General features: G+C 57.0%; 14 protein-coding genes and 3 riboswitches. Of the genes, 4 read left to right on the top strand and 10 right to left on the bottom strand.

Annotated features, from left to right (window positions below; genetic code table 11):
• Positions 1-48: 48 nt before the first annotated feature.
• The 8 genes from GEOB_RS01360 to mdh all read right to left on the bottom strand — a co-directional run bounded on the left by GEOB_RS01360 (position 49) and on the right by mdh (position 8,349).
• The gene (locus GEOB_RS01360; RefSeq protein ID WP_012645375.1) at positions 49-762 is read right to left on the bottom strand and encodes an ATP-binding cassette domain-containing protein; all 714 of its coding nucleotides are present in this window, start codon (positions 760-762) and stop codon (positions 49-51) included.
• 18 nt (positions 763-780) lie between these two features.
• Positions 781-1,593: a substrate-binding domain-containing protein gene (locus tag GEOB_RS01355; protein WP_012645374.1), complete on the bottom strand. Its 813-nt coding sequence runs from the start codon at positions 1,591-1,593 to the stop codon at positions 781-783.
• Positions 1,594-1,715: 122 nt separating this feature from the next.
• On the bottom strand, positions 1,716-2,957 hold the full coding sequence (locus tag GEOB_RS01350; RefSeq protein ID WP_012645373.1) for a porin: 1,242 nt from the start codon (positions 2,955-2,957) through the stop codon (positions 1,716-1,718).
• Positions 2,958-3,058: 101 nt separating this feature from the next.
• Positions 3,059-3,176, bottom strand: a riboswitch (molybdenum cofactor riboswitch).
• Between the two features lie 92 nt (positions 3,177-3,268).
• Positions 3,269-3,387, bottom strand: a riboswitch (molybdenum cofactor riboswitch).
• 58 nt (positions 3,388-3,445) lie between these two features.
• Positions 3,446-3,874: a TOBE domain-containing protein gene (locus GEOB_RS01345; protein ID WP_012645372.1), complete on the bottom strand. Its 429-nt coding sequence runs from the start codon at positions 3,872-3,874 to the stop codon at positions 3,446-3,448.
• A 74-nt stretch (positions 3,875-3,948) separates the two neighbouring features.
• Positions 3,949-4,797: a HesA/MoeB/ThiF family protein gene (locus GEOB_RS01340; protein ID WP_012645371.1), complete on the bottom strand. Its 849-nt coding sequence runs from the start codon at positions 4,795-4,797 to the stop codon at positions 3,949-3,951.
• Position 4,798: 1 nt separating this feature from the next.
• Complete coding sequence (locus GEOB_RS01335; protein ID WP_012645370.1) at positions 4,799-5,023, bottom strand: MoaD/ThiS family protein; 225 nt, start codon at positions 5,021-5,023, stop codon at positions 4,799-4,801.
• 68 nt (positions 5,024-5,091) lie between these two features.
• Positions 5,092-6,822 carry an aldehyde ferredoxin oxidoreductase family protein gene (locus tag GEOB_RS01330; protein ID WP_012645369.1) on the bottom strand — a complete coding sequence of 577 codons (1,731 nt, stop codon included), beginning with the start codon at positions 6,820-6,822 and terminating at the stop codon, positions 5,092-5,094.
• A gap of 34 nt (positions 6,823-6,856) precedes the next feature.
• Positions 6,857-6,971, bottom strand: a riboswitch (molybdenum cofactor riboswitch).
• A 214-nt stretch (positions 6,972-7,185) separates the two neighbouring features.
• On the bottom strand, positions 7,186-8,349 hold the full coding sequence (gene mdh / locus GEOB_RS01325; protein ID WP_012645368.1) for an iron-dependent methanol dehydrogenase: 1,164 nt from the start codon (positions 8,347-8,349) through the stop codon (positions 7,186-7,188).
• Positions 8,350-8,853: 504 nt separating this feature from the next.
• On the opposite strand from mdh, the gene GEOB_RS01320 reads away from it, so the two are divergent.
• The 3 genes from GEOB_RS01320 to GEOB_RS01310 all read left to right on the top strand — a co-directional run bounded on the left by GEOB_RS01320 (position 8,854) and on the right by GEOB_RS01310 (position 11,706).
• On the top strand, positions 8,854-9,048 hold the full coding sequence (locus GEOB_RS01320) for a hypothetical protein (RefSeq protein WP_012645367.1): 195 nt from the start codon (positions 8,854-8,856) through the stop codon (positions 9,046-9,048).
• 124 nt (positions 9,049-9,172) lie between these two features.
• Complete coding sequence (locus GEOB_RS01315) at positions 9,173-10,513, top strand: radical SAM/SPASM domain-containing protein (RefSeq protein WP_012645366.1); 1,341 nt, start codon at positions 9,173-9,175, stop codon at positions 10,511-10,513.
• Between the two features lie 50 nt (positions 10,514-10,563).
• Positions 10,564-11,706, top strand: a complete 1,143-nt coding sequence (locus GEOB_RS01310; protein WP_012645365.1) for an AAA family ATPase — start codon at positions 10,564-10,566, stop codon at positions 11,704-11,706.
• On the opposite strand, the gene GEOB_RS01305 is transcribed toward GEOB_RS01310, so the two are convergent.
• Both GEOB_RS01305 and ercA read right to left on the bottom strand, forming a co-directional pair.
• A complete protein-coding gene (locus GEOB_RS01305) occupies positions 11,690-12,922 on the bottom strand; it encodes a PP2C family protein-serine/threonine phosphatase (RefSeq protein WP_012645364.1) in 1,233 nt (410 codons plus the stop codon). The two genes, GEOB_RS01310 and GEOB_RS01305, sit on opposite strands and share 17 nt — an antisense overlap.
• A complete protein-coding gene (ercA, locus tag GEOB_RS01300) occupies positions 12,906-14,069 on the bottom strand; it encodes an alcohol dehydrogenase-like regulatory protein ErcA (protein WP_012645363.1) in 1,164 nt (387 codons plus the stop codon). Before ercA ends, GEOB_RS01305 begins: the two co-directional genes overlap by 17 nt.
• Before the next feature lie 237 nt (positions 14,070-14,306).
• Between ercA and GEOB_RS01295 the strand changes: the two genes are divergently transcribed.
• Complete coding sequence (locus GEOB_RS01295) at positions 14,307-16,268, top strand: sigma-54-dependent Fis family transcriptional regulator (RefSeq protein ID WP_012645362.1); 1,962 nt, start codon at positions 14,307-14,309, stop codon at positions 16,266-16,268.
• Positions 16,269-16,322: the final 54 nt, after the last annotated feature.

Below are 16,322 nucleotides of genomic sequence, written 5' to 3'. Positions count from 1 at the left end.
ATTCCATTGCTGCCGTAGTTTTCCAGCTTTTATGGGCTGGAATTGCCGTCAGATCTGAACAGCAGGATAGCCAAGCAGATTGCCAAGGGACTCGGTCTCATCCAGATGATCGGCATTCATCCGCCCCCCTTGCAGCTGGATCACTTGGCAGGGAAGCTTTTTTTCATGTTGCGGGTCGTGGGAAGACATGACCACCGTGGTCCCCATGGAAGGGAGGCCGGCTATGACTTCTTCAAGGACGCGGGCGCTCTTCTGGTCCACGTTGGCCAGCGGCTCATCCAGGAGCAGCAACTTCGGCCTCAGTGCCAGCGCCCTGGCCATGGCTACCCGCTGGGCTTCGCCCCCCGACAGTTCCGTGTGCTTGCGCAATTGGAATCCGTCAAGCCCGACAGTAGCCAGGGTTTCAGACACAACTTCCTGTGCCTTGGCACCTCCCATGCCTCGCAGGGAAAGGCCATACGCGACATTATCGTAAACGTTGCCGCGAAAAAGGTAGGGGGACTGGTGGAGAAGGGTGACTTGCCGGCGCAAACGGGTCATTGTTCCCCTCTTCCAATCGACCCGCTCGCCGGAGAAAAGCAGTTCCCCTCGATCCGGGCGAGTCAAAAAACCCAGTATGTTTAGAAGAGTGCTCTTGCCGGAGCCGTTCGGCCCGGCAAGAAGATACAACTCACCCTCCCCTATGGCCAGCCGGTTCAGCTGCAAGGCAATTGTGTTGCCATAATTCTTCGCTACGTTTTGCAGTTCGATGATGTTCTGCATAGGCCTGCCTTTATGGCGCTACTTCTTGCCGTAGATGAAAAACACCGGCTCCCCGTATGCCTTGTAACCGGCAATGATTTTCTGGCCCTCCGGTCCGGTCACATACTCGATAAACTTCATTGCCAGGTCGTACTTCACATGGGGATGTTTCCTGGGATTTACGGCTATGACCCCATAGGGATTGAAAAGCCCCTTCTCCCCCTGGAAGAGGACGGTCAGATCGGTCTTCTTTCCCTTGAAAGCGTTGTAGGTCCCGCGATCAGTCAGGGTGTAGCCTCGGCGCTCGGTTGCCATGGTAATGACCGGCCCCATCCCCTGGCCCGCCTCCACATACCACCCCCCCTTCGGCGCAATTCCGGCCGCCTGCCAGAGATCCTTTTCCTTGATGTGGGTTCCCGATTTGTCTCCACGGGAAACAAAGGTGGCTCCTTTGGCGGCAATCATCTGCAGCGCCTCGGCAGCGGTTTTGGCCCTGGCTATTCCGGCCGGATCATCCTTCGGCCCGATGATGACGAAATCGTTGTACATGACGTCGCGGCGGTTGACGCCGAAACCGTCGGCAATGAATTTGTCTTCCAGCTTCCTGGCATGGACGAAGACCACATCCACGTCGCCAGCTTCACCCAGCTTGAGGGACTGGCCGGTGCCGACGGCGATAACGTCCACCTGGCAGTTATTTTTCTTCTCGAAGGGTGGCAGGAGCACCTTCAAAAGCCCCGAATCCTGGGTCGAAGTGGTAGTGGACATCTTCAGGCGTTCTTCGGCTCCGGCCGAAGCGCAGAAGAAAGCAAGGGAGGTCAATGTTAATAAAAGGATACGCCACTGTTTCATTGTTTTCTCCTTTTCCCATAAGTTACTTACATTTTATCCGAATCTGCCCGTATTTGTTCTGGAGTGGAGGGGTAAGGTTTTCCGGGAAACAGGGGGCAAGCCCCCTGTCTTTTTAACTGTTTTTAAAAGATCACCTGTGCCTGGAGGCGATAGATCATATCATCCGTTCGGCCTTTGCTCTGGTCGTGGCTGTTGGTGACATCCCCCTGCAGCTTCAGGTTGTGCTTGTTGAAATAGTAGGAAATGGCTCCCTGGGTGTCGACCTGCTGATCGTTGGCCTTGTCCCGGTTGGGATCGACGAAGGAGTAGCGGAAGGCCAGCTCCAGTTTCCTCGGAATGATGCAGTAACCGGCCTGAGCATAGAAGCCGTGGGCACGGAGGGTCTTGTCGCTGGTGTGGCCGTCGGCCTGCCCCAACAGGTACTCGGCCTGGGTGGAGGCGCCAAGCCATTTGAAAGCGGCATCGACGCCGTAGCCGTTGATGTCGATCTTTTCCCCGTTTGCAAAGGTACCAATTCCTTTGCCGAGCCAGCCGGTTGAACCGGCTAACGTAACATTGTTGGTTTCGAAGGCGGTAGCTGTGCTTTTCTGCAGGGTATTACGATAATAGTTGGCTCCCACCGAAAGGAGAGGTTTTTCGCTCTGATCCAGGTCCCCTTCGGCATAGGCCATCTTACCGAATGGGTTTGCGGTTATCCTGGCGGCATAGGCATTGTCGTTGGAGGTACGGAAGGTACTCTGGCCGGCGCCGCCATAATAACCCAGCTCGTAGGTGGCGATGCCGCCGGCCACAGCTCCGTGAACCTTGACTCCAGCCTCATAACCGGGGCGGAACATGTCCGAAGCGGTGGAGCGGTCGACGAACTGCTGGGAACCGGAAGAATTCAGCCATTGCCGGCCGAACGGCACCTTGGTCTGCCCGGCCAGAACCTGAGCTTCGTCGACAAACCGGTAATTCAGGTAGGCATGATCCAGGAGCTTCGATGAGCCACCCTGAACAAAATCCACCTGGAGCAGGTAAGTGAGGTCCTTGGTGTAGGCGTAGCCATTCAGCCAGAACTTCATGCGCTTGACCTCAAACTTGTTGGAGTCCCTGCTGGTACCGTTGTCGTCGGCATCCGTGAAGGTGTAACGGGTCTGGAGCCTTCCTCCCAAAGAAAGCTGAAACTTTTCGTCGGCAGAGGTCAGGGTGAACCCCTTGCCCGGCTTGTAATTCAGCGCCTTGCTCCTGGTTACTTCCTTGTAATCCTCTTCGGTGATGACCCCTTTCTCCTTGAGCACATCCTCAAGCGTTTTGGCATGAACACCCGGGATGAGCACCAGGCCCATTGCCACCACTGTTGCTGCTAAGCTGCGTTTCTTCATCGTACCCTCCTGTTTTCTAATAACAGGGGAAAAGGTCTCCCCCAAATGCATCAAAGAGTCTGTCCGCAGATGGAAAGAGGCCTTTGGATACAGGAACAGGTCCGGTACTTTGAGGCTCTCCTTTCCAAAAGGGAGGCACAGCCGTTTCCAGCGGCACCCTAGCCGGTCGCCATGGGAAAACTACCCTTTAGGCGGCGTGGCTCGGAGAGTTGAGAATCATTTATCTGGTTTTGAAGTCATGTTCGAAGCACGTGATCAGCCACAAACAAAAAGGGCTCCTTTGGATAAAGGAGCCCCTAGAACGCAATCATAGCGTGGCGAGAGGTTCTCCTTTTCAAAGGAAGGTCCTGCCGTTTCCAGCAGAGCCCACAGGCCTGACACCATGGGGAATATTCCCGGTAGGCGGACAGGCTCGGAGAAAGTTCGAGCATTCAATTGTGGTAAACTAGTACCATTATGTCATTAATCTGTCAAGCAGTAAATCGGCCCTATGCCTTTACGGCAAGTATGACACTGGAGGCCTTGAAGATGGCGCTGACCTGATCCCCTTCCTGCAATGCCATGGCAGCGACGCTCCCTTTGGTGATGATGGAGGTGATGATACCACTCCCCTGCAGTTGTATGGAGATCTCTGCATTGACACTGCCCTGTGCGATTTTCTTGACCGTGCCCTGCAGGACGTTACGGGCGCTGAATTTGAGCCCGGTGTTTCCCTTGGCGATAATAACCAGCGGGGCCTTGACAAGGGCGAATGCCTCCATGCCTTCCTTGATTCCCATTTCTTCCAGGCTGGCATTGGTAATGACCGCTGCAATCGTTTCCCCTCCATCAAGGGAAAGTTCAACCTCGGAGTTTATTGCCCCTTTTCTGACCGTTGTAACCTTGCCCGACAGGAGATTTCTCGCACTGATGTTCATGGTGACATCCTCCTCAAAATGGAGTTTCCACTTTGAGTATGTCTCCGTATGCCTTGATGTCAACAGGAGAGTAATTACGCCGCACGCACCAGCTCCGCAAGCGCCGCATACGAGACATCGAAAATCTCCATCTCCAGGAGGTCGATGCTTAACTTCCGATGACGCAGGAGCTCCCCTTTGCCGAGGAGGATCTTGCAGACCTCCGCCACCTGCAGGCTCGCTACCACCGCCGGAGTGAAGGAGGGGTTGCCCAGCTGCTTTTCGATTCCCTTCCCTTCCACCCAGTTGCGATAGGTGCGCTGGATGGTGGTGTCCCCCGGCAGCTGGGTAGCAACGTGGCCGTACCAGCCGCCGATGGCCCCGTAGACCATGGGGATGTCCATCTCGCTGCAAACTTCCGCCAGTTCCAGGCGATAGGCGATGCTGTCCAGGGCGTCGACCGCAACCGTCACCCCCTGCAGGAGTTGCTTCCCGTTGGCGGTGGTGAAAGCCTCCTGGACCGGTACCAGGTTGACCGCCGGATTTATCTCGCTGACGCGGGCCGCAGCAGCCTCAACCTTAGGCTTGCCGAGGGCATGGGGGCTCGAAAACAGTTGTCGGTTGAGGTTGTGTTCCTCGAAGATGTCCGGATCGATGGCGACAATCTGCCCGACCCCCAGCCTGGCCAGTTCCTCGATGATGTAGCCCCCCAGGCCGCCGCAGCCGATGACCGCCACCCGGCTGTTGAACAGCTGTCGCTGCTCGATGGTGGAAACCGTGGTGCGGTTGCGCTGGTAGCGGGCTGGCAACAGCCCCTTCTCCAGGATCAGGCTTTCCACTTGCCCGTAGCTCAAGCCGAACTGCCGGACCGCTTCCGATTGGGCAGACCAGGGCACAAGGTCCCCTTCCGCCTTGCTCCACAGGTACTGCAGCACTGCATCCATATCAACCCCCTCCTACCAGCGGGAAAAGTGAAAGAGTATCGGCCTGCGCCAACTGCTGCTCCAGGGGAACATGCCGGCCATTGATCAGGACGATGCCGATCTCCTCTTCCGTAAGCCCCAGGCTGGCAACGATCCTGCGGCAATCCGTCCCTTCAGGCCACTCCTGGTTGTCGATCTTGAACCGGCCGTTTCTGAAGGTGGCAAATAGTTTGACGGTAATATTCACGATAGCCTCACATACTGGTGTCCCCCGGCATCATCGATGACGCCGGGGGACAGGGGTTTTACCATTGTTTAGAAGTTCCAGAACTCGTCGATTTCCTCATCGCTGAAGTCCCAGACCGCATTGTGAGGCGCCACCGGCTCCGTCTTGAAGAACTCGGGCAGACGGTCGTGCTCCTTGGTGAAGCCCGCCTCGATATTGAATTGGCGCTCGGTCTTCAGCACCTGTTTTCCCAGGTCGGTGACATCGTCCCCGGTAAGCGAGATGCCGAAGCGGGCATTGATCATGTCGATCAGGGCGGGAAGGCATTCGGGAATATCCAGGGCCGGGAAGGCGACGAAGATGCACATGCCGGTGGAATCGACGGCTGCGGTGGCAATCTGCAGGTTGCGGGAAAGCTCGACTTGGCCGTCCTTCTTCAACGGATCGACGAAACCTCCCACATTAAGGATGTTGGTGGCGATGGTGTAACCGGAGGTGTGGTCCGCTCCCATGGTGGAAGTGGCGTAGGTGATGCCGATCCCCTTGACCGAACGGGGGTCATAGGCGGGAATCGCCTGGTTCTTCACCACCGGGACCCTTGTAACGCCGTAGGCCTTGCCGACGCTGGCGGCGCCGCCACCCAGGATGCGGCCGAGGGGTGTGCCTGTGCCGATTTCGTCCCTGAGCAGGCGCAGCATCTCCTTGCTGTCGCCAAAGGAAAGAATGCCTGCCTCCATGGCCACGCCGAACATGACCGCCGTCTCGATGGAATCGACGCCGATATCGTCCATGATGTTGTCCGCCAGGGCGATGTCATCCAGGTTGTCGATGCAGCAGTCGGCGCCGAGCCCCCAGATGGTCTCGTATTCGAAACCGGAGGTAACGTACTTGCCATCCTTGTCGTGGTAGACCTGGGAGCACTGGATGATGCAGCCGGCGTGACAGCCGTGCTTCGGCTTGCCACCGCGGGCAACGATGGTATCGTGCAAGGTCTCACCCGAGATCTTGTCGTGCCCCTCGAACTGGCCGAGGGTGAAGTTTTTCGTCGGCAGCCCCCCCGCCTCGTTGAGGATGTTGACGAGAACGTTGGTGCCGTAAGTGGGGAGCCCCTCGCCGCTGACCGGATGATCCAGGAGCGCCTTGGCAAAGGTGCGGGCGGCCACCTTGAATTTCTCCGGGTCGGCAATCTTCACGCCCGGTGCCCCTTCGTCATTGATGGTGATGAACTTGATCTTCTTGGAACCCATGACGGCCCCCAGCCCGCCACGGCCATGGCTGCGGATCTTGCTGTCCGGGTCCTTGACCGAGATGTTGGCGGCGGTCATCTTCAGCTCACCTGCCGGACCGATGGTGAGGATGCCGGTCTTCTTGCCGAGGCGGGCTTCCAGTGCCTCGATGACGGCGAAGTTGCCCTTGCCGATCAGCTCGCTCTCCTCCTGCACAGTGACGCCGTCCTTGGAGACATGGAGGCTGTACCACTTGTCCGCTTTGGGCAGCCCCTCGATGATCAGGGCCTTGACCCCAAGGCGGGCCAGCATCTGGGCCGCAGTGCCGCCGGCGTTCGATTCTTTGATGGTGCCCGTAAGCGGGCTCTTGGCCCCTGCAGAGAGGCGGCCTGAGTTGGCGGCAGGGGTACCGGTGAGAAGCCCGGGGGCAAAGACCAGCTTGTTGTTCTCACCCAGGGCATGGCAGGTGGCAGGCACTTCGGCCGCAACAATGGTGGAGGTAAGGGCACGGCCCCCCAAACCGGCCCAGGCGGCCGGTACCGGCTCGGTCCTGGTGGTGAGGTCGGTCATGTTGACGCGTAAAATCTTGTCCATTTCTTTATCTTCTCCCAATCATAGTGTTTACCCGCAAGGGCTTGCTTACTCCTTTCCGAAAGGGAGGCCCCGCCGTTTCCAGCGAAACCCGTAGGCCGGGCACCATGAGGGAACCTGTTAGGCTGCACGGCTCGGAGATGATACATGAATTAAAATCGCCTACCACGAAGACACGAAGAGCACGAAGGAAGGTCTAAACCCAATTCACCATGAACATACGGAATCTTTTATTCACCACTAGACACTAAGAGCCACTAAGAGAATCAAAAACCGTAACATTAGGTTGTTATTTAATTGTTGCCTTTCTTCGTGTCCTTCGTGCCTTAGTGGTGCATTGAGGTTTGGTTTCCTCTGTGCCTCCGCTTACATCGCTGCCTTATAGATGTCGATCACCTGCTCCAACGTCGCTTTGCGTGGATTGGTCAGCTGGCAGGCGTCTTTCTTGGCGTTCTCGGCCATGATCTTCAAATCTTCTTCCTTGACGTTCAGCTCTTTCAGACCGGCAGGAATACCGATGGAGGCGGAGAGCTTGCGGATGGCGCTGATGGCTTTTTCTGCCGCCTCGGTCACGGAAAGACCGGCGATGTTCTCACCCAGGGCAACGGCGATGTCGGCAAAGCGTTTCGGGCAGGCAATCAGGTTGAACTGGCTGACGGCGGGCAGCAGGATGGCGTTGCAGACGCCGTGGGGCAGATTGTAGAACCCCCCCAGCTGGTGGGCCATGGAATGGACATAGCCCAGGCTGGCGTTGTTGAAGGCCATGCCGGCAAGATATTCGGCATAGGCCATGGCATCGCGGGCTTCCAGGTTGTCGCCGTTGGCTACGGCCACGCTCAGATTGGCGGCGACCAGCTCAATTGCCTTGATGGCGCAGGCATCGGTAATGGGGGTGGCGATGGTGGAGACGTAGGCCTCAACGGCATGGGTCAGGGCGTCCATACCGGTGGCAGCGGTGAGTGCGGGGGGTTTGCCCACCATGAGGACCGGATCGTTAATGGCAATGTTCGGTGTGCAGCGCCAGTCGACGATGGCCATCTTCACATGGGTATCGGTGTTGGTGATGATGCAGAAGCGGGTCATCTCGGAAGCGGTGCCGGCGGTGGTATTGATGGCCAGGAACGGGGGCATGGGCTTGGTGGACTTGTTGACCCCTTCGAAGTCGCGGATGTTGCCGCCATTGCCGATGACCAGGCCGATCCCCTTGCCGCAGTCATGGGAGCTGCCGCCACCCAGGGAAACGATCCCGTCACACTTGCTGTCCAGGTAGACCTTGACGCCATCATGGACGTTCTTGTCGGTGGGGTTGGGCTCGGCGCCGTCGAAAATTACCGCTTTCAGACCGGCTTCCACCAGCTGGGCCTTGATCTTGTCGGCGACCCCCATCTTGGACAGACCGGCGTCAGTGACAATGAGCAGGTTCGTCGCACCCAGCGCCTTGGCCTGGGCCCCCGTTTCCTTGGAGCAACCTATCCCCATCAATGAAACTGTTGGAATGAAAAATCCGTACGTCTGTTCTGCTAATGCCATTGTTGCTCCTCCTTTGTATTTTGTGGAATCAACCACATTGGTTTTTTGTGCCTTGAACCATCTCCTGCATACGGTTTTCTAAAACGTTTTTTTACTATACCGCAAACCCTATACCAACAATTTTACCAGCCACCATATTTCTGGAAACATATGGGGCAAGCAGCTGTAAAAATAGGCGGTTGGACCTCAACGACTGCCCCCTGGCAATCTTTGTTTAATGAACTTTGTTCTGAAATGGCACACGTGGACTGTTCCATAATGGAGCACATGTCATAGTCTGGAACGCTCCCATTCACTCTTGCCGGCGGTAAAAACTCCCCCTACCTTCTTTTCAACACTCCCGGGAAAAGCGTCCCATTCCCCTGTATTCAACGGCTCGACCCATCTGGGCGGCCACCCGGTCTGCGTGCGTAATGGGTGTTGGTACCGAAATTGCCTCTGCCCATTTCCAGCAGCAATCTTCAATTTTAAGGTTGCTGGTTGTCTGAGAAGGAGGAAGAAGAGATGGCAAGGAAGTACAACAACCCGAGAAAGCCCTATATCGTTTCCATGCGCGTCACAGATGAGGAGATGGACAAGTTCCGCCAGATCATGGAAATGACCAATCTGTCCGCAGCGGACCTCATGCGGGATGCTTTCACCCTCCTGCGGCAGCAGTGGGAGTTGTCCCACGGCACGGACATGTCGCTGCACATCTGAGGGCTGCTTACCCAAGGCCCTCCAAAGAGAACCCGGCGCCACTTGCGTGAGCTGCCCCAACTGCATGGCCATGATCGCCTAAACAGTGGCCGGAGGTTTCTGCCCGATCGACATAAGGATGACCATGCAAAACTGCACTGCCGCCATGACACTTGAACAACGGTACCCGGCGGTCGATTCGGCCCTGCTGCCTTACCCGTCCAGGCTTTTCGTCGAGACCACCAGCCGCTGCAACCTGAGCTGCGTCATGTGCATGAAACAAAATGATGGTGGCACGGGGGATGGCGATCTGGACATGGGCACCTTTTCTGCCCTGGAACCGGCCCTGCCCAATCTGAATGCCCTGGTACTCAATGGTGTAGGTGAGCCTCTGCTCAACTCCCGCCTGGAACAGTTCATCACCCGGGCGAAAAAGTTGATGCCGTCCCACGGCTGGATCGGTTTCCAGAGCAATGGCCTTCTGCTAACCAACATGAGGGCCATGACCCTGCTCGATGCCGGTCTCGACAGGATCTGTCTCTCCATGGACGGAGTGGACAGTACCACCTTCGGCAGCATCCGCACCGGCAGTCAGCTGCTGGACCTGCAGTGGGCATTCGAGGCCCTTGCCGCAGCCAGGACTGTCTGCGGGCGCCACGACCTGGAAATTGGCGTGGAATTCGTTGTCATGAGGGACAACATCCGGGAACTTCCGCCGGCACTGGAATGGGCTGCGGCACGTGGGGCAAGTTTCGCCATTGTCTCCCACCTTCACCCGTTCCATGAGCCTCACCTTGAGCAGTGTGCCTATGACACCTGCACCGATGAGGCGATCCAGATCTTCCAGACCTGGAAATCCAAGGCCGATACCATCGGCGTGGACATGCTCAGCTATTTCAGAATTCTCTGGAAATACGCCAAGACTGCCGATGAGCAGCAGGTCGTTGATTTTGTCGACGCCATGAAGACCGATGCCGGCGACCGGGGCATTACCCTTGATCTGAAAAGGCTTTTTGCCATGGATTATAGCCAGATCGGCGTGACCATGGCCGTCTTTGATGAGGCGATGAGGGTGGCCAGGAGGGTCGGCCTGGACCTGAGGCTTCCTGAAGTGGTGCGGCGTGAAAAAAGAGGCTGCGCTTTTGTTGAGCAGGGAGGAGCTTTCGTCTCCTGGGACGGTAAGATGCACCCGTGCTATCACCTCTGGCACCGGTGCCAGTCCTTTGCCAACGGCTGGCTGCATCCAATCAAGCCCAGGTCGTTCGGCAATGTCAGCCAGCGGGGCATCCTGGAAATATGGAATAGCTGCGAGTTCCGCACCTTCCGGGAAAACGTCCTGCACCATGACTACCCTTCGTGCTCCGGCTGCAACTGTTCCCCCTGCGACCTGGTGCAGAAGGACGAGTTCGAGCGGGATTGCTACGTGAATACGGAACCCTGCGGGAGCTGTCTATGGAGCTCGGGGGTATTCAGATGTTTGGACTGAGGATGGCGACATTTTAACCGTCTGCGGTCAGAGGGAGAATCACTGAAGCCATGTGCAGAAAAATCTTTATTGCCGCAACCGGCCAGAATACCGGTAAGACCACCATCAGCCTCTCGCTGGTCCACCTGGCACGGCAGCGGTACAAGCGGGTCGGCTTCATCAAGGCCATCGGGCCCAAGTGCCAGGAATTCAACGGCTGTATCGTTGACAAGGACGCGGCGCTGATGGCCCGGGTGTTCGACATGGAGGAAGATATCCGCCTCATGTCCCCGGTTGTCCTTGGCAGAGGCTCCACCAAGCGTTTTCTCGACGGCCAACTTACCACCGCCGAACTTGAAGGGAGACTACTTGCTGCCTGTCGGGAAATGGAAAGGAAGTACGATTTTCTGGTAATCGAGGGGGCCGGGCACGGCGGAGTCGGCTCGGTGGTGGGACTCAGCAACGGCCGGGTGGCCAGTCTGTGCAATGCGCCGGTGCTGATGGTGAGCGGCGGCGGCATCGGCAACGTCATCGATTCGGTCCTGCTCAATCTCCCCCTCTACCGGGCGGAGGCAAGCCCGGTCAGGCTACTCATGGTCAACAAGCTGCTGCCGGAAAAAAGGGAGATTTCCCTCGGCTATTTGACCAAGGCCTTCGCCCCTCTTCACCTGCCGGTGACGGCTGCTTTCGATTACTCACCGATCCTGGCTAACCCGACCCTCAACCACATCGCCAGGCTCCTCGATCACCCACTTTGCGGTGACGGTGCGGCACGCAGCCGCATCGTCCACCATGTCCAGCTCGGCGCCGCCTCTTCCCAGAAGGTCATTGATCTTCTGGCCCAATCGACCCTTCTCATCACCACCAGCTCCAGGGATGAACTGATCGTTACCCTGTCATCCCTCTATCACATCCCAGCCTACCGGGAAAAGATCGCCGGCCTGGTCATTCCCGGACAGGCTCCGGTATCGGCCATAACCCAGCGCATCCTCGATGCCAGCGGCATCCCCTATATCCGAATTTTCCAGTCCACGGCCGATGTTTTTTCCACCATTACCGGGCATATCTCCAAGATCAGCGTTGAGGATGAGGAAAAAATCGAGCTGATCTGTTCTTCGGCAGAGAAAGTCATTGATTTCGATGGGATCGACCGGATTGCAGAGGAAGGACTTGGGGCAAATGAAGGGGCGAGGAGACTCAGATCACTTTCATGACGATCATGGTCACATCGTCCTCCAGGGCCGTAGTGCCGGTAAAACCGGCTAATTGCTCCAGTACGATGGATACCACATCCTCCGGGGGGTTGGAGCTGATGGCAGAAACGATACTGCACAGCCGGCTGAACCCGAACATTTCACCTGCACTGTTCTGTGCTTCGGTGATACCGTCCGTATAAAGCACAAGCAGATCTCCCGGCTGCATCTGCAGCTCTTTTTCTTCGTAAGTCTCATCCTCCCTGACACCGATGATCAGCCCTTCCGCATCCAGCTTGCGGCAGGAAACCTCCGGGGGACGCAACAGCAACGGTGAGACATGACCGGCATTTGCATAGGCAAGCATGCGGCTTTCCGGATCGTACTTCACATAAAAGAGTGTGATGAAAAGCCCCGCCCGGTTCAGGTCGTCATAGAGGACGTCGTTAAGATAGGCCAGAAGCTTGCCGGCGCTAGGGGATGAATGAAACTGGGCGCGAAGGACGGACCTGGCTTCTGCCGTCATCAGCGCGGCACCGATGCTGTGTCCTGACACATCGGCAACGACCAGATCGAGGGTGCCTTTTTCCCGTATGTAGTAATCGTAATAGTCTCCCCCCACGTGGGTCGCCGGAACACAGCATCCTGCGAGCCGCACTCCTGGCACCCGGGGAGGAGCGCCGGGCAGCAGGGATAGTTGGATCTGCCGGGCCAGTTCCATGTCGCGCAGCATGCGGGAATTCTCCAGCAGCACCTTCTGGGCCTGCAGCCGCTCTGTTATGTCGCGAGCCACCGCCACGCCGTAGCAGGCCTTATTCAGGTTGACGATTCTGATAGTGATCTCTGCCGGAAACTCGCCACCGGAACACTTGTTCAGCTGGGTCATGATGGTGCCTTTGTCTCTACCGTCAGTGATAGCAGCCGTGGCCAGCTGCCTGATACGCAGCAGGTCTTCTACGGGAACGAGATTTTCGAGGCTGAGGGAGAGGAATTTTTCCCGGGGACAGTCCAGTTGCCGACAGGCGGATTCGTTGACATCGACAAAAGCGAAGGACGGTACCTGGAAAAGAAAGATGCAGTCATTGCTCTCATCCAGGAGCGAGCGGAATCTTTCCAGCTCGTCAAGCTTCTGCTGAAGCTCCGGGTAATAGGTCTTGCGCAGGGAACGTTCCCCCAGGCCGATGATCTTCTCCCGCTGGGCATCCCAGTCCTCCCCCGCATCAGAAGGCTTTGTCATAAATCGCCTCGATGTCCCTCTGTCTCATTTGCCGGGGGTTGGTGAAGATGCATGGGTCATTCATCGCTTTTTTCGCCAGCTCGGGAATATCATCACGGCTGATCCCCAGCTGTCCAAGGCAATAGGGAACGCCCGCCTCCCTGATCAGCTGCTGGAGAAAAGAGGTCAGGGCATTTTTGCCATTGGCGGGGGGCATACCTTCGACGTTGAGTCCTATGGATTTAGCTACTTCCAGATAGCGTTCGGACATACTCTCGAAATTGTAGTCGATGACGTGGGGAAGAAGAATGGCGTTGCATTCGCCGTGGGCGCAACCAAGGAATCCTCCCAGACTGTGGGCCATGGCATGCACCGCCCCAAGGCTGGCATTGGAAAAGGCCAACCCTGCCTGAAGGCTGCCCAGCACCATCCTGCCTCGGCGCACCATGTTATCAGGCTCCTTCAAAGTCGGCAGGAGATTGGCTGTCACCAGTTGCATAGCATGGAGCGCATGCACGTCGGTGATGGGAGAATGGGCGGTGGAGACAAACGCCTCTATGGAATGGCAGAGGGCATCAAGGGCGGTAAAGGCCGTAAGCGCGGCGGGCATTGTGGTAGTAACCACCGGATCGATGAGGGCCACATCCGGCACCAGGGTCTTGCTGATGATGGCGATCTTAACCTTTTTTCCCGTGTCGGTAATGATGGCAAACTGGGAGACATCGGCGCCTGACCCGGCAGTGGTGGGGATGCAGATAAGCGGAGGAGTTGGAATATCCACTTTGTCTACGCCCTCGAATTCCAGCACGTGGCGGCGATTGGAGCTGACGATGCCGATCCCCTTGGCGCAGTCCATGGGGCTGCCGCCGCCGACGGCCAGTATGGCATTGCAGCCCGAAGAGCGGTATAGTTCGGCTCCGACCATTACCTCTTCAGCTTTGGGATTCGATGTCACTGCTGAAAACAGCGTGTAGTCGAGGTCCACAGATCTAAGGGAGGCCAGGATCTCTTCCGTCCAACCCGCAGCAATAACCCCGGGGTCAGTCACTACCAGCACCTTGCGGGCGCCGAAATTTCTGGCGTATCTGCCGGCCAGCTTTCGAGCATCGATGCCGAATATGAATTCGGGCGCCACAAACTTTCGTAACTGAAACTCACTTGGTTCCATCACGGTTAAAGTTCCCCCCCGCTTGGGACAGATTGCCTGAAAACAATTATAGTTTAGCAAATGTGAGGGAAAAAGCTGGCCGGGCAGGCACAAGGAATGTCGTAACGCATAACTAACTGTAATAGCGTCAAAAGTCTGAAGAAAACCAGAAAAGAATCCGGTTGACAAATTCACCGGCAAAAGCCGATAATTTAATTAAAACATGCGACTTTCTGCATAATTAGGAAACCGGAGCAGATGGCACCAAAAAAACTGTTGACAATGCAGAAAACCTGGCATCGCTACGTTGAGACTCACGAGCTCGACGTTCAACTGTTGCGCCCGGAGGTGGCCAGTTCATGGCAGCGTTGCCGCCATCTCAACGTCAATCCTTTCCAGGAAGCTGATGGCCACGTCAATCAACTGGAACTGAGGGAGCGGATCTACCACAAACAGCATCTCCTCAAGGTCGCCCGCCCGTTCATGGACAACCTCTACAATTTCGTCAAGGGGTCCGGTTTCCAGGTCGTGCTCACCGACGAGCTCGGATACCTGCTGGAGGTACTGGGGGACAATGAAATAGTCAACCGCACCCGCCAGGTCCTGCTCTGCCCGGGGGGCAACTGGAGTGAGTCCCAGCAGGGGACCAACGCCATCGGCACCGCCATCGTCGAGAAGAAGCCGGTGCAGATCTATGCCTGGGAACATTACTGCAAATCCAACCATTTCCTAACCTGCTCCGCCGCCCCCATCTTCAATCCCGAAGGAGAGGCGATCGGCATCCTCGACATCAGCGGCGATTATCGCGTCGCCAATGCCCATACCCTGGGCATGGTTGTGGCCGCGGTCAACGCCATCGAAAACCAGCTCCGCCTGCAGAAGGCCACCGACAAGCTCTACATGGCCTACCGCTATTCCAATACCCTGCTGGAAAACATGTCCGACGGCCTTATCTCCATCAACAACAACGGCATCATCACGGAAATGAACGCCAAGGCTGGCGAGATTCTCGGCTGCAATCCGACACTGGCCAAAGGCCGCCACGTGGAGCAGATCTATAATGCCCGGAACACCCTTCTGCAGGTGCTCTCCGAGGGAACCGAATACGAGGACCGCGAGATCATCATCGAGAAGCTGGGACGGAAGATTTACAGCTCGGCGACGCTGCTGCGGGATGATACCGGTGGCACCATCGGCGCCGTTGCCGTCTTTCGCGAAATGAACAACAGGCAGCCGGTCAGGCGCCCCACCATCCTCCAGTCCCACTGCTACACCTTCGACAACATCATCGGCGCCAGCCCGGCCATTACTGCTGTCAAGGAGTGGGCAAAACTTGCCGCCGCCAGCCTCTCCACCGTCCTCATCAGGGGAGAAAGCGGTACGGGCAAGGAATTATTTGCCCAGGCCATACACCATGCCAGCCCAAGGGGTGACCGTCAGTTCATCGCACTTAATTGCGCCGCCCTGCCGGAAAGTCTCATCGAGAGCGAGCTGTTCGGCTACGAGGAAGGCACCTTCACCGGTGCCCGCAAGGGAGGCCAGGCCGGTAAATTCGAGGTCGCCGATGGCGGCACGCTGTTCCTCGATGAGATCGGTGACATGTCCGCCAATGTGCAGGCCAAGCTTTTACGGGTAATTCAGGAAAAGAAGGTCTCCCGCATCGGTTCCGCCAACGAGCGGCCGGTGGACATTAGGGTAATCGCCGCCACCCACAAGGATTTGGCGGAGGAGGTCCGTGGCGGCAGATTCCGGCAGGACCTCTACTACCGGCTCAACGTACTGGAAATCAATATTCCGCCTTTGCGTGAGCGGAGAGAAGACCTGCCCGTGATTACCGCACACCTGATAGAGAAAATGGCGGCAAAACTTGGCCGGGACGTGCCGGCGGTCGGCAACAGCTTCATGGAAAAGGTGGTGTCCCATGGCTGGCCCGGCAACATCAGGGAGCTGGAAAATGCCATTGAGCGGGCTGTCATTAGAGCGGGAATTGGCGGCGTTCTGACAGCAGAGCTGCTTGAGATGCAGGCAGCCCAGGCCGTGAAGCCGGTAATTGCCGCACCGGTGGTGAAGGAAATCAGGTCGTTACGCGAAGTGGAATGCGATATGATTGTCGATGCACTGGCCTTCTACCAGGGCAATATCCAGAAAGCCGCGGCCAAGCTTGGTATCGGCCGCAATACTCTTTATCGGAAAATGAGAGAATTCGGCATTTCTTTCTGAAGCGTCTTTGCTATCCCGCAAAAAAGAGCCCGCCGACAATGCCGACGGGCTCTT

The organism is Geotalea daltonii FRC-32 (genome assembly GCF_000022265.1).
Taxonomy (GTDB): Bacteria; Desulfobacterota; Desulfuromonadia; order Geobacterales; family Geobacteraceae; genus Geotalea; species Geotalea daltonii.
Note: the sequence above shows the minus strand (reverse complement) of the source record. Positions and strands in the feature narration are given on the sequence as shown.

Excerpts from the sequence above, each read along its gene's own strand:
- GEOB_RS01345 (WP_012645372.1), bottom strand. The coding sequence starts at position 3,874 with ATGAACATCAGTGCGAGAAATCTCCTGTCGGGCAAGGTTACAACGGTC.
- GEOB_RS01320 (WP_012645367.1), top strand. The coding sequence starts at position 8,854 with ATGGCAAGGAAGTACAACAACCCGAGAAAGCCCTATATCGTTTCCATG.
- GEOB_RS01310 (WP_012645365.1), top strand. The coding sequence starts at position 10,564 with ATGTGCAGAAAAATCTTTATTGCCGCAACCGGCCAGAATACCGGTAAG.
- GEOB_RS01315 (WP_012645366.1), top strand. The coding sequence starts at position 9,173 with ATGCAAAACTGCACTGCCGCCATGACACTTGAACAACGGTACCCGGCG.
- GEOB_RS01305 (WP_012645364.1), bottom strand. The coding sequence starts at position 12,922 with ATGACAAAGCCTTCTGATGCGGGGGAGGACTGGGATGCCCAGCGGGAG.
- GEOB_RS01350 (WP_012645373.1), bottom strand. The coding sequence starts at position 2,957 with ATGAAGAAACGCAGCTTAGCAGCAACAGTGGTGGCAATGGGCCTGGTG.
- GEOB_RS01340 (WP_012645371.1), bottom strand. The coding sequence starts at position 4,797 with ATGGATGCAGTGCTGCAGTACCTGTGGAGCAAGGCGGAAGGGGACCTT.
- GEOB_RS01360 (WP_012645375.1), bottom strand. The coding sequence starts at position 762 with ATGCAGAACATCATCGAACTGCAAAACGTAGCGAAGAATTATGGCAAC.
- mdh (WP_012645368.1), bottom strand. The coding sequence starts at position 8,349 with ATGGCATTAGCAGAACAGACGTACGGATTTTTCATTCCAACAGTTTCA.
- GEOB_RS01355 (WP_012645374.1), bottom strand. The coding sequence starts at position 1,593 with ATGAAACAGTGGCGTATCCTTTTATTAACATTGACCTCCCTTGCTTTC.
- ercA (WP_012645363.1), bottom strand. The coding sequence starts at position 14,069 with ATGGAACCAAGTGAGTTTCAGTTACGAAAGTTTGTGGCGCCCGAATTC.
- GEOB_RS01295 (WP_012645362.1), top strand. The coding sequence starts at position 14,307 with ATGGCACCAAAAAAACTGTTGACAATGCAGAAAACCTGGCATCGCTAC.
- GEOB_RS01330 (WP_012645369.1), bottom strand. The coding sequence starts at position 6,822 with ATGGACAAGATTTTACGCGTCAACATGACCGACCTCACCACCAGGACC.